This window comes from Sphingomonas beigongshangi, from assembly GCF_016820445.1.
GTDB lineage: Bacteria > Pseudomonadota > Alphaproteobacteria > Sphingomonadales > Sphingomonadaceae > Sphingomonas > Sphingomonas beigongshangi.
In genome coordinates, this window is the sequence record NZ_JADHDT010000001.1 from 405,577 (window position 1) to 418,090 (window position 12,514).

A 12,514-nucleotide genomic window follows, 5' to 3' on the forward strand; every position below is an offset into this window, starting at 1 on the left:
GGACCCCCTCCTATTCGTAGCGCAAGGCGCGCGCGGGCTCCGCGCGGGCGACGCGCCACGCCTGGGCGAAGACCGTCGCCGCCGCGATTGCGGCGGCGACCAACGCCACCGCGACGAAGAACAGCGGCGACAGCGCGATGCGATCGTCGAAGCCGCCGAGCCAGCGCCGCATCGCGACGAAGGCGACGGGCCAGGCGACGATGTTGGCGAGGACCACCGGTCGCATGAACTGTCCGATCAGCAGCCTGAGCACATCCTGGGTCGACGCACCCAAGGTCTTGCGGATGCCGATCTCCTTGATCCGCCGCGCGGTGTCGAAGGCGGCAAGCCCGTAGAGACCGATGCAGCCGATCAGCACCGCCAGCACCGCACCGATGGTGAACAGGTTGGCGCGTTGCTTGTCCGTCTTGTAGTACCGCTGGTACAGATTTTCCTCGACCGTGCGCCCCGCGAAGGGGACCGCGGGCGCGACCCGCTTCCACGTCGCCTCGGCGATGTCGCGGAAGGCGGCGGGATCGCCCGTGTAGCGGACCATGCCGTAGGGGCTGCCGAACGGCTTGCTGGAATAGCGGTACTCGACGCTGGCGACTGGCTCGCGCGGGCCGCGGAAACGCAAGTCGTCGACGACGCCGATGATCGTCATCGTTCCGTTGCCGGCGAGCGACTGACCGATGGCCGCCGCCGGGCTCGCGAAACCCAAGTTAGCTGCGGCGGTGCGATTGATGACGACGTTATACGGTGCCTTGCTACCCTTCTGCCGCAAGGCCGTGTCGTCGGCGGGATGGGCCGTGTCGAACAGCCGGCCGGCGATAAGGCGCGCGCCCACCGTCGGAAAATATGCGTCGCCGACGACGACATCCATGGTCGAACGCCCGCGGCTTTCGTCGAGCCCTGCGCGGTAGATGTTCGACGTGTTGGTCATCATCTGGTCGCCGGGCGCGTTCTGCGCGGACGTCACCGCCGTGACGCCGGGCAGCGCCGCATAAGCGCGCAGCACGCCTGGTTGCTGATCCTCGTCCACCCACGCGTATTTGGACAGGATGAACAGGCCGTCGCGCCGGAAGCCGAGATCGGCGGCACGAACGTGCGCGGCCTGCGCCAGCATCGTCACCGTGCTGATGCCGAAGGCGATGGCGATGGCGAACTGGCCGACGACGAGGGCAGCGCGCAGTCGGGCACCCGCCCGTCCGCCGCCAGGCGCCCTTGCCGAGGCGAGCACCGCCGCCGGCCGGAAGCGAGTCAGGACCAGTGCCGGGTAGATGCCCGCCACGCCACCGACGACGACGACCATGAGTACCAGCGGCCACAGGATCGATTCGGGGCCGGCATAGCGGATCGCCAGCGACATGCCGCCGGCCGCGTTGACCAGCGGCAATGCGAGTTCGGCGATTGCCAGTCCGATCAGCGCGGCGAGCGCAACGGTCGCCGTCGCTTCCAGCATGAACTGGCGCAGCAGCGCGGTGCGCGTGCCGCCCAGCACCTTGCGAATCGCGACCTCGCGCGCGCGCAGGCCCGCCCGCGCGGTCGCCAAATTGACGTAATTGACGATGGCGATCAGCAAGGTGAGCAGCCCGACGATGCCGAGCGTCGTCACCGCACTACGGTCGGCGGGGTCGTAGAGATGATTGTCGACCAGGGGGCGAAGCGACTGCTGCCATTGCCCCTTCTTGATATTGCCGTCCGGGAAGACGTGACGCTCGGCGAAGCGCGCCAGTTCGCCTTCGAAGGCCTTGGCCGCCGCCGCATCCGGAAAAAGGAGAAACGTCGCGAGCGAGGTGCTGCCCCAGTGATCAAACCACTCGTTGGCAAAGCGCGCGCGAACCAGCGGAATGAAGATGTCGGCCGAGAAACTGAAATCGTCCGGCAAGTCCGCAATCACCGCGCCCACGCGATAGGTGAAGGTCTTGCCATCGATCGTGATCGTCAGCGTGCGGCCGATCGCCGGCACGGTCCCGAAATATTTCCGCGCGATCCGCTCCGTCACGACGGCCGTGTCCGGATCCCCCAGCACCTTCGTCGGATCGCCGCTGATCGCCGGGAGGCGGAACAACGTAAAGAAATTGGGATCGACGACGGTCAGATGCTCGTCGGTGACGTTGCTGCCCTGGTGGATGGTCGCGTTCTGCTCCCAATAGCGGGTACCCTTCACGTCCGGGTAGTCGCCATGCAGGTGATCGAGGAAGGCACCCATCGTGTAGGGGTTCGCCTCCTTCCGATACCCCGGGGTAAAATAGCGTTCCTGGACGATGTAGAGCTTGTCCGCATCCGGCAGGAAACGGTCATAGCCCGTCTCGAACCGCACGTAGAGGAACAGCAGCAGGAACACCGCGATACCGAGCGCGAGGCCGCCGATGTTGAGCAGGGCGAACAGGCGGTGGCGGGTCAGCGCGCGGTAGAAGCTGACGAGGGCGGAGGCCGAGGAGGACATGGCGATCACCTTCAGGCGACGGGCTTGGTCTGCGACGCGATGCGCAGCACGAGCAGCAGGACGAGGACGAGCAGCACGACGATGACACCGTTGCCGCGCGTGCGAGGGGCGCGGCGCAGCATCACGCCGCCAGCCGCGCGGAGGCGAGGATACGGCCGTCCAGCATATGGACGGTGCGCTTCGCGATGTCGGCATGCGCGGGGCTGTGCGTGACCATCACGATCGTCGCGCCCTCCGCGTTCAGCTGCTGCAGGATCTCCATCACCTGTGCGCCATTGGCGGTGTCCAGGTTGCCGGTCGGCTCGTCCGCCAGGATCAGCCGCGGCTCGCCGACGATCGCGCGCGCGATGGCGGCACGCTGCTGCTGACCGCCCGACAGTTGATGCGGATGGTGCCGCTGGCGGTGGGCGATGCCGACGCGGTCCATCGCCGCGGCGATCCGATCCTTCTTTTCGCGCGCGGGCATCGACCGATAGGCGAGGCCAAGCGCGACATTCTCCGCGATCGTCAGTTCGTCGATCAGGTTGAAGCTCTGGAACACGAAGCCCAGCCTGTCGCGGCGCAGCTTCGCCAGTTCCGCCTCCGGCGCGCGGGCGATGTCCTCTCCCTCGAACACATACCGTCCGCCGCTCGGCCGGTCGATCGTGCCCAGGATGTTGAGAAGCGTGGACTTGCCGCACCCCGAGGGGCCCATGATGGCGACGAATTCGCCACCCTCGACGTGAAGGTCGATGCCGCCCAAGGCCGTGGTTTCGACCTCGTCGGAAGCATAGGTGCGGCTGACGTCCTGAAGCTGGATCATGGCAAGTCCTATCGGATGAGGAGGGTCTGGTATTGGGCGTAGGTCGAAAGCGGCGTCGTCACGATGCGCTCGCCGGGGGACAGGCCGCTCGTCACCTCGACCTGGTCGGGATTGCGGCGACCGGTCTGGATCGCCCGCCGCACCGCCCGCTTGTCGCCGTCCATGACGAAGGCCGTGGTGCCGCCCGCATCGAGCCAGCCGCCCGTCGGTACGACCGTCGCGGGCCGGTCCGCGCCGAGCACGAGGCGCACGTCGAGCGTCTGGCCACGGTTGAGCCCGGTCGGAACCCGATCGTCGAAGCCCAATTCGACGCGGAACCGCCCTTCCGTCACCTGCGGCAGGATACGGATGACGTGGAGCGCATAGGTCCCTCCGTCGAGGTCGGCGGTCGCCGGCAGCCCGGTCCGCACGCGGCCGAGGTAGAATTGGTCGACATCGGCGACGAGTTTCCACTGTCCTTCCGAATCGATCTGGCCGACCGGGTCGCCAGCCTTGAGGATCTGTCCGGGCTGGATGGTGAAGGCGGTGAGCCGTCCCGCGACCGGCGCGCGGACGGTGAGCGCCGCGAGACTCGCCCGCACCATCGCCAGGCTTTCGCGCAGTTCGCGCGCCGTCGCGGCGATGCCGGTGGACTGATCGGCAAGGGTGCCGTTGGCCTGTGCCTGACCCGCGGTGAGCGCGGCCACGCGATTGGACTGGTAGGCGACTTCCTCGCGCAGCGGATCGATCGCGGCGGCGGTGACGAAACCCTTGTCGAACAGCACCTGCTTTTGGCGCAGCGCGGTCTGCGCCTTGGACAGGGCGTTGCGTGCGTCGGCGACGTCGCGGGCACTGTCCTGGCGCGTGCGCTGCACGGAAAGCCGCTCGCCGCTGTTGGCACTGAGCTGGCCGACGATCGTCGCGGAGCGGCTGGCGACGTCGAGTTCGAGACCGGGGTTGGACAGGCGCGCGAGCGGCGCGCCGGCCGCGACCATCGTGCCGTCCGCGGCGATCACCTGCGCCACCGAGCCGCCCTGTACCGCGGCGACATAGACGGTGCGCAGCGGCGCGACCTCGGTCCGCAGCGGCACGAAGTCGCGGAACGCCTCGCGCGTCACCGCGCCCGTGCGGATGGACTGCGCGTCCACCGCAAGGCTGTTGCCGCCCGGCATCAGCCACCACAGCACGGCGGCGGCGCAGGCGATCGCCAAACCGATTGCGATGCGGATCAGCCGCTTGCGACGTTTGGCGGATGGCCGCTCGATACGGCGATCCATGCCTGCGCCGCTGATCGGGGTCGAAGAAGGCGTGTCCAACATGCCGGACAGTGTAGACCGGACACCCGGCGCACGCCTAAAGCGCTGTTTTAGCTATCTATTTCTCGAACCTCTAGCCAAGGGGCCGTACGTACCTGTAGCCAGTGTCCGTTTCCGGACAGTGCAGGCGTGATGTCAACCGAATCACCGACCATTCTCGTCGTCGACGACGATCCCGATATCGCGCGAGCCGCGCAGCTGCTGCTCGAGCGCCACGGCATGGCCGTCGCCTGCGCCGCGGATCCGGATGCCGCCTGGGTCAGCCTGGCACAGCGCCCCGCCGACGTGATCCTGCTCGACCTCAATTTCGCGCGCGGCCGGACCAGCGGCGAGGAGGGTTTCGCCCTGCTCGACCGGCTGATGGCTGCCGATCGCCATGCGGTCGTCATCGTCGTCACCGGGCATAGCGGCATCCAGGTGGCGGTGCAGGCGATGCGCGGCGGTGCGGCGGATTTCGTCATCAAGCCATGGAGCAACGCCCGCCTGCTCGCGACCGTCGAACGCGGCGTCGCGCTGCGGCGCGCCAAGCTCGACGCCGCGCCGGCACCCGCGCCCGATGCGGCACCGGCCTTGCTCGGGGAGAGCGCTGCGATCGCCGCGGTCCGCGGGCTGATCGCGCGGATCGCGCCCACCGACGCGCCGGTGTTGCTGAGCGGCGGCCCCGGCAGCGGCAAGACGCTGGCCGCGACGCTGATTCACCGAGGTTCGCCACGGAGCGATCGGCCGCTGGTGACACTGGATGCCGCGGCGGCGGATGCCGCCGTTCTCGACGCGACGCTGGCCGAGGCCGCCGGCGCGACGCTGGTCATCGACCAGATCGATCGACTTGCCCCGGTGCTGCACGCGACGCTGGCGCGGGCGCTCGGCCGGGACCGCGTGATCGCGACCAGCCGCCTCGATCGCGCGACGCTGCGTAGCGCGCTGCACGAGGACCTGCTCGACCGCGTCGCGACGATCGAGATCGACCTGCCCCCGCTCGCCGCGCGCGACGATGACGCGCTGTTGCTGGCGCAGCATTTCCTTGGCGTCTTCGCGGGGCGGTACGGCAAGCCGGCGCGCCCGCTGACACCCGAAGCCGCACGCGCCATCGCGGCGGACCCATGGCCGGACAATGTCCGCGGCCTGCGTCGCGCAACCGAGCGCGCGGTGCTGCTCGGCACCGCCCCGGCGCATGATGTCGCCGATCTCGCGCTGGCGCTGCCACCCGACGATCTCGCGCCGCGCGCGCTTGCCGCCGATCTCAATCTCGCGCGCAGCGAAGCGGCGCTCGTCGCCGCGGCGCTCCAACGGCACGCATTCAACGTCAGTCGCGCCGCCGCCGAACTGGGCCTGACGCGCGCCGCGCTCTACCGGCGGATGGCCCGCTATGGTCTCTGATCGGCTCGCAGCCGGTATCCGCGTCGCGGTCGGCACCTTCGCGGGAGGCGCGGCAGCGTGGAGCGCCGCCTCAGGCCTCTATGCTACGACCGTGCTCGCGCTGCTCGTCGCCGGTTGGACCGCCGCCGCCGCCGTGATCGCCACCCGCCCGCCCCTGCCGCTGCCGCCCCCCGCGGCCATGCGGGGCGAGGACGATCATCGCCGGCTGACCGCCTATCTCGACCTGTCGCCTGCGCCGCTCGTCGTGCTGGAGGCCGGTGTGCTGCGCGCGGTCAACCGCGCCGCGCGCCGGCTTTTCGGCGCGGACGACGTGCTTCCCGCGCCGCCAGCCGCATTGCTCGACGCGCTGGCACGCACGCAGCCGGGCCGCACCGCCACCGTCACGCTCGAGCTTGCCGGCATGCCGCGCCCCTTTGCCCTCGCGGCCGGCGAACTTCTGCTCGGAGGGCGGGTGGCGCAGGTCGGCGCGCTGATCGATATCGACGCCGAGTTGAAGGCCGCGGAGGCGACCGCCCTGCGCGAACTCGTCCAGATCCTCAGCCACGAGATCGTCAACGCGCTGACGCCGATCGCATCGCTTGCCGACACCGTCGCCGCGATGCTGCACGATCTGCCGCTGGATCTGGAGGCGGTACGCGAGGCGGCGGAGACCATCGCGCGTCGCGCCGGCGGGCTTCAGCGATTCGGTGACGCCTATCGCAGTCTGGCCCGCCTTCCCGCGCCCAAGCGGACCCGGATCGCGACCGCCGACCTCGTGGCCGACCTCGCCCGGCTGTTCGCGGTCCGCTGGCCCGCGATACCGCTTGCGGTCGATATGCAGCACGCGCCGCCGAGCGTCATCGCGGATGCCGACCAGCTCACTGCGGCGCTGTGGGCGATATTGCAGAATGCGGCGGAGGCGACGGAGCGCGATCGTCCCGGCGCCGTGACGCTGACGGCGTCGCGCGATGCCGATGGCGCCGTCGTGACGATCGGCAATGACGGCCCTGCCGTTCCCGCCGACCTGACCGACTCGATCTTTCACCCATTCATGACGACCAAGCCGTCGGGCAGCGGGGTCGGGCTGGCGCTCGCCCGTCAGATCGTGCGCGGTCATGGCGGCGACGTCCGCCTCCTGCCGCGCATCGACGATCATACCCGTTTCGAGGCGAGGCTGCCGCTACCGCGGGGGTTCTGACTCACGCCGGCCGCAGAGATCGCGTGCCGGCCCGGGCAAGAACCGCCGCCTCCCCGAATCGAAACCGGCCCGCCTTTGCACCCGGTACGAACCGGGGAAAGGCGGGCCGGCATGCGGCGCCAGGGCGCGCGGATCAGTATTTCTGCTGGCGCTCGTACAGCGATTTGTAATGCTGGATGCGCGTCACGCGCAGTCCGGGCATGCCCGACCGGTCGATCGCGCGCTGCCATCCCGCGAATTCCTCGACCGTCAGGCCGTACCGTTCGCAGACCTCGTCCACCGACAGGAGGCCGCCGTTGACCGCGGCGACCACTTCCGCCTTGCGACGGACCACCCACCGCGTCGTCGACGGGGGCGGCAGCGAATCCAGGGTCAGCGACTCTCCGAGCGGGCCGATGACCTTGGCGGGACGGATTTTCTGGTTCTCGATCATTACTCAACCTCGACCGGGGCCAGCAGGCCTACGTTCAACATTCGATACGCTTCCCTAACGACGACGCTTGAAGATCACCTGAAGCGCCTCGGTAAATATCGCGTTCACCCCTCGCCCCACCGCATAAGCGCCGCCGCCATCGGGCCGTTGAACGCGCCGTCGAGCGGCTGGAGCAGCCGCCCGATGTTGCGAACCCGGCCGAATTGCGCCTGCGCCGCCGCAGTCGCGCTGGCATTCTGGCGCGCCGCGATACCGACCATGAGCACGGCGAGGTCGCCCGGCAGCCGGGTAACCTCCGCATCCTTGTCGAAACCGGGAAAGCTCAGATCCAAAAGCGTACGCCCACATCGTCGTTCGGGACGGACGGTTTAGGCCACACAGGATGAAGGGTCCGTAAAAGCGCCGCACAATGCCTCGTGATCCTTCGCGAACTTTGCCGCCGGACCGGAAAGGGCGTATGGGACGCGCCATCATGGACGATGTGGATTTCCAGTTGGCCGGGCCCGTAGGGTCGCGGCGTATCGTGGTCGCGATGTCGGGGGGCGTCGACAGCTCGGTGGTCGCCGCGCTCGCCGCGCGCACCGGTGCGGAAACGATCGGCGTGACGCTGCAGCTCTACGATCACGGCGAGGCGATCGGTCGCGCCGGCGCCTGCTGCGCCGGCCGCGACATCCGCGACGCGCGCGCGGTGTGCGACCGGCTTGGCATCGCGCACTACGTATTCGATCACGAAAGCCGCTTTCGCGAGACGGTGGTCGACCGCTTCGCCGACGAATATCTCGCCGGTCGCACGCCCATTCCCTGCGTCCAATGCAACACCGGGCCGAAGTTCACCGACCTCCTCCAAATGGCTCGCGAGCTTGGCGCGGACTGCCTCGCCACCGGCCACTACGTGCGGCGTGTCGTCGGTCCGCAGGGAGCCGAGTTGCACCGCGGTGCCGATCCCGCACGCGACCAGAGCTATTTCCTGTTCGGCACGACGCAGGAACAGCTGGACTTCCTGCGCTTTCCGCTGGGGCCCCTACCCAAGGCGCGGGTGCGCGAACTGGCCGCCGACATGGGTCTTGCCGTCGCGGGCAAGCCGGACAGCCAGGACATCTGCTTCGTACCCGACGGCGACTATGCCGGACTGGTCAAGAAGCTGCGCCCGGACGCCGATACCGCCGGCGACATCGTCGATCTCGGCGGCCGAAAGCTGGGCGAGCACCGCGGCATCATCCATTTCACCGTCGGCCAGCGACGCGGGCTGGAGATCGGCGGCACCGCCGAACCGCTCTATGTCGTGCGGCTGGACGCCGAGACGAAGCGTGTCGTCGTCGGTCCTCGCGCCGCGCTCGCCGTCGCGGCGGCACGGCTTACCGATCTCAACCGTCTGGGTCCGCTCGACGGCCCGCTGACCGCCAAGGTCCGCTCGATGGCCAAGCCCGTGCCGGCGCGCATGATCGGCGAGCGCCTGGTGTTCGACATGCCCGAATATGGCGTGGCGCCGGGCCAGGCGGCGGTGCTCTATGCAGGTGACCGGGTGCTCGGTGGCGGCTGGATCGCGGAAACCGAAGCCGCCCTCGCGGCCGCGTAACGAATCCTCCCCCGACGGGGAGGGGTGAGGGCCGGTATCGCGCCGATCCAGCTTTGCTGGATCGCACACCAAGAGGTCACGGCAGCAGGAACGTACCCTCGATCACCGTGATGCACTGTCCGCCGAGGACGGAACGATCGCCGTCCAGACGGCAGGTCAAGCGCCCGCCCCGTCCGCTCGCCTGATAGGCGGTGAAGGTGTCTCGGCCCAGCGCCTCCGCCCAATAGGGCACGATCACCGCATGCGCCGATCCGGTCACCGGATCCTCGTCGATGCCGAAGGCGGGAACGAAGACGCGGCTGACGACATCGGCCGTGTCGCCGCGGGCGGTGACGATCGCCTGATGCTCTCCGGTCGCTGCAAGCGCCCTGAAATCGGGCTGCACCGCGCGCACCGCCGCCTCGGACGACAGAACGACCACGCCATAGCCGCCCTCGCGCCACAAGGTTTCGACGACATCCCCGACACCCAGCGCCGCCACCACGTCCGGCAAGGACTTGGATTCCGGCTTCCAGGCGGGCAGCGCCAGCTCGTAGCCGGCGCCGACCCGGGCCACCGTCAGGATGCCCGCCTGCCGCGTCCGGAACCGCACCGCATCACGCGGCTCTCCCGAAGAGAGCACGAAATGCCCGCTCGCCAGCGTCGCATGGCCGCACAGGCGCACCTCTGATGCCGGGGTGAACCAACGCAGCTCGAAATCCGCCTGTCCGCTCGCGTCGGGTACGAGGAAGGCGGTTTCCGAGAGGTTGTTCTCGGCCGCGATCGCCTGCAGCGTCGCATCTTCGAGCCACGTCGACAGCGGCATCACCGCCGCCGGATTGCCGGCGAAAGGCGCATCGGCAAAGGCGTCGATCTGGCTGAACGGAATGCGCATGTTCGGGACTTCCTCAATAGCCGACGCGTTTGCCGAACCAGTGCGGCGTCACGTCCGCCTCGACCAGCGGGTTGTCGGTATCGACATGGCCCTCCGGATCGAGATGGATCAGCACCTCGACCTTAGGAAAGGCGCTGCGCAGGCTCTTCTCGACATTCTCGACGATATCATGCGCCGCGCCGACCGTCAGGTGCCGGTCGACCTCCATGTGGAATTGCGCGAAATCGTGGCTGCCCGAACGGCGCGTACGGAAATCGTGAATACCCTTCAGCCCCGGCTGGCGTGCCGCGACGTCGAGGAAGGCGGCACGCTGGTCTTCCGGCCATTCCTTGTCCATCAGCTGATCGATCGCGGTCGACGAAGCCTGGAAGGCGCCCCAGGCCAGCCAGATCGCGATAGCGATGCCGAACAGCGGATCGGCTTTGTGGAAGCCCAGATACTGGTCGACGATCAGCGCGACCATCACCGATCCGTTGAGCAGCACGTCCGACTGATAATGGACATTGTCCGCCATGATGGCGACCGACCCGGTCTGGCGGATGATGCGGCGCTGGTACCATAGCAGGACCATGGTCGCGACGATCGCGATGATGGAGACGCCGATGCCGAATTCGGCGTCGCCGGTCGCGGTGTCCGCGCCCAGCGCCTGGATGGCGCGCCAGGCGATCCCGCCCGCCGACGCGGTGATCAGCGCGACCTGGAACAGCGCCGCCAGCGCCTCCGCCTTGCCGTGGCCGAAGCGATGGTCATGGTCGGCGGGTGTCGCCGCCAGCCGCACGCCATACAGCGTCACGAGGCTGGCGAGCAGGTCGAGCGCGGTATCGGCAAGGCTGCCGAGCATCGCGATCGATCCGGTCTGCCACGCCGCGTAGCTTTTGAGCGCCAGCAGGAAACACGCCATGGCGACGCTGGCGAGCGCCGCACGCGTCGCAAGGGGTATGATCCTGCGTCGTTCGTCCTGGGTCATGGATACAGCAGTCCTTCGGTCCAGCCGTCGCCGTCGCGGGTGAAGAGCCTGCGTTCGTGCAGGCGATGCGCACGGTCCTGCCAGAACTCGATCCGATCGGGAACCACGCGATAGCCGCCCCAATGCGGCGGCCTGGGCACGTCCTGCCCTTCGAAGCGCACCTGCATCGCCGCGAACCGCGCCTCGAACGTCTCGCGCGTGTCGAGCGGGCGCGACTGGTCGGAGGCCCAGGCGCCAAGTCGCGAGTCGCGCCCGCGGGTGACGAAATAGGCGTCCGATTCCGCATCGCCGACGCGCTCGACGGTTCCGTCGATCCGGATCTGGCGGCGGAGCGACTTCCAATGGAACAGCAGGCCCGCCTTGGGCACCGCAGCAAGAGCGGCCGCCTTGCGGCTTTCACGATTGGTGTAGAAGACGAATCCGTCGGGGCCATGCCCCTTCAGCAGCACCATCCGGACGGACGGCTGACCGGAGGCGTCGACCGTCGCGAGCGCCATGGCATTGGGGTCGTTGGGTTCGCCCGCCTCGGCCTCTTGCAGCCAGGCGTCGAACAGCGCGAAGGGATCGTCAGCCATGCGCGCGCCCTAACCGAAAATGCCGCCGCTGTCACAGCCCGATCCAGATCACCGCGGAACCCGTCATCCGCCGGCGAATTGAATCGCTTCCGCAACGTCAAGGCTCTGTCCCATGCCCGCACGCGCCTATTGGCAAGGCCAGATCCGCCTCGCCCTCGTCTCGATCCCGGTAGAAATCTATTCGGCGACGCGCAGCGGCGCGACCGTTTCGTTCAAGCAGATCCACGAACCCAGCGGCAAACCGATCCATTACGAGAAGGTCGTCACCGGCATCGGCCCCGTCGATACCGACGAGATCATGAAGGGCTATGAGGTGTCGAAGGGCGAATTCGTGCTGCTCGAGCAGGACGAGATCGATGCGGTGAAGCTCGAATCCAAGAAAACGCTGGAGCTGACGCAATTCGTCGACGCCAGCGAGATCGACGTCATTTACTACGAAAAGCCCTATTTCGTCGTTCCGGCGGACGATCTGGCCGAGGAGGCCTTCATCGTTCTGCGCGAGGCGTTGAAGCGGTCGAAGAAGGTCGGCCTGGGCCAGCTCGCGCTGAGGGGGCGTGAATATGTCGTCAGCCTGAAGCCGTGCGGGCGCGGCATGGTACTGGAAACGCTGCGCTATGCCGACGAGGTCAACAAGGCGCAGAGCTATTTCCGCGAGATTCCCGACGACAAGCCGGATCCCGACCTTCTCGATCTGGCGCAGGCGTTGATCGACAAGAAGACGGGCGCCTTCGATCCGCAGGAGTTCCACGACCGCTATGTCGACGCGCTGAAAGACCTGATCGAACGCAAGCGAAAGGCGAAGGGTCGCAAGATCATCGAGGAGAAGGACGAGGGCGGCGGGCGTTCAGGCAGCAACGTCGTCGACCTGATGGCGGCGCTCAAGAAATCGATGGAAGGCGGCAAGGCGGACGCGGCACCCGCGAAGACGGCCCCGTCCCGCAAGCCGGCGGCGAAGACGCCAGCCAAGAAGCCGGCCACCAAGGCCGCGGCGAAGAAACGTGCCTGACCGC

At 68.3% G+C, this 12,514-nt stretch carries 12 protein-coding genes; 4 read left to right on the plus strand and 8 right to left on the minus strand.

From position 1 onward, the window contains the following. Nucleotides 1-10 precede the first annotated feature (10 nt). The 3 genes from IQ292_RS01895 to IQ292_RS01905 all read right to left on the minus strand — a co-directional run bounded on the left by IQ292_RS01895 (nt 11) and on the right by IQ292_RS01905 (nt 4,486). Nucleotides 11-2,428, minus strand: a complete 2,418-nt coding sequence (locus IQ292_RS01895; RefSeq protein ID WP_203308606.1) for an ABC transporter permease — start codon at nt 2,426-2,428, stop codon at nt 11-13. A gap of 121 nt (nt 2,429-2,549) precedes the next feature. Then, nucleotides 2,550-3,230: an ABC transporter ATP-binding protein gene (locus IQ292_RS01900; protein WP_203308607.1), complete on the minus strand. Its 681-nt coding sequence runs from the start codon at nt 3,228-3,230 to the stop codon at nt 2,550-2,552. Nucleotides 3,231-3,238: 8 nt separating this feature from the next. Then, the gene (locus IQ292_RS01905; RefSeq protein ID WP_203308608.1) at nt 3,239-4,486 is read right to left on the minus strand and encodes an efflux RND transporter periplasmic adaptor subunit; all 1,248 of its coding nucleotides are present in this window, start codon (nt 4,484-4,486) and stop codon (nt 3,239-3,241) included. A gap of 171 nt (nt 4,487-4,657) precedes the next feature. Here IQ292_RS01905 and IQ292_RS01910 point away from each other — a divergent pair, with 171 nt between their 5' ends. Together IQ292_RS01910 and IQ292_RS01915 are read left to right on the plus strand one after the other, a co-directional pair. After that, nucleotides 4,658-5,902: a sigma-54-dependent transcriptional regulator gene (locus IQ292_RS01910; RefSeq protein ID WP_203308609.1), complete on the plus strand. Its 1,245-nt coding sequence runs from the start codon at nt 4,658-4,660 to the stop codon at nt 5,900-5,902. Further along, a complete protein-coding gene (locus IQ292_RS01915; protein ID WP_203308610.1) occupies nt 5,892-7,079 on the plus strand; it encodes a sensor histidine kinase in 1,188 nt (395 codons plus the stop codon). Before IQ292_RS01910 ends, IQ292_RS01915 begins: the two co-directional genes overlap by 11 nt. A gap of 133 nt (nt 7,080-7,212) precedes the next feature. Here IQ292_RS01915 and sciP read toward each other — a convergent pair whose 3' ends face one another. Together sciP and IQ292_RS01925 are read right to left on the minus strand one after the other, a co-directional pair. Next, nucleotides 7,213-7,512: a CtrA inhibitor SciP gene (sciP, locus tag IQ292_RS01920; protein ID WP_115378580.1), complete on the minus strand. Its 300-nt coding sequence runs from the start codon at nt 7,510-7,512 to the stop codon at nt 7,213-7,215. 104 nt (nt 7,513-7,616) lie between these two features. Beyond that, the gene (locus tag IQ292_RS01925) at nt 7,617-7,844 is read right to left on the minus strand and encodes a hypothetical protein (protein WP_203308611.1); all 228 of its coding nucleotides are present in this window, start codon (nt 7,842-7,844) and stop codon (nt 7,617-7,619) included. A gap of 140 nt (nt 7,845-7,984) precedes the next feature. On the opposite strand from IQ292_RS01925, the gene mnmA reads away from it, so the two are divergent. Then, complete coding sequence (gene mnmA / locus IQ292_RS01930) at nt 7,985-9,088, plus strand: tRNA 2-thiouridine(34) synthase MnmA (protein WP_203308612.1); 1,104 nt, start codon at nt 7,985-7,987, stop codon at nt 9,086-9,088. Nucleotides 9,089-9,164: 76 nt separating this feature from the next. Here the strand turns inward: mnmA and IQ292_RS01935 are convergent, their stop codons facing one another. The 3 genes from IQ292_RS01935 to pdxH are packed head-to-tail and all read right to left on the minus strand — an operon-like array spanning nt 9,165 to nt 11,504. Continuing rightward, nucleotides 9,165-9,962: a PhzF family phenazine biosynthesis protein gene (locus IQ292_RS01935; RefSeq protein ID WP_203308613.1), complete on the minus strand. Its 798-nt coding sequence runs from the start codon at nt 9,960-9,962 to the stop codon at nt 9,165-9,167. Nucleotides 9,963-9,975: 13 nt separating this feature from the next. Further along, on the minus strand, nt 9,976-10,929 hold the full coding sequence (locus IQ292_RS01940) for a cation diffusion facilitator family transporter (RefSeq protein WP_203308614.1): 954 nt from the start codon (nt 10,927-10,929) through the stop codon (nt 9,976-9,978). Continuing rightward, on the minus strand, nt 10,926-11,504 hold the full coding sequence (gene pdxH, locus IQ292_RS01945; protein WP_203308615.1) for a pyridoxamine 5'-phosphate oxidase: 579 nt from the start codon (nt 11,502-11,504) through the stop codon (nt 10,926-10,928). The genes IQ292_RS01940 and pdxH overlap by 4 nt, the downstream gene beginning before the upstream one ends. Before the next feature lie 112 nt (nt 11,505-11,616). On the opposite strand from pdxH, the gene ku reads away from it, so the two are divergent. Next, a complete protein-coding gene (gene ku / locus IQ292_RS01950; RefSeq protein ID WP_203308616.1) occupies nt 11,617-12,510 on the plus strand; it encodes a non-homologous end joining protein Ku in 894 nt (297 codons plus the stop codon). Nucleotides 12,511-12,514 lie beyond the last annotated feature (4 nt).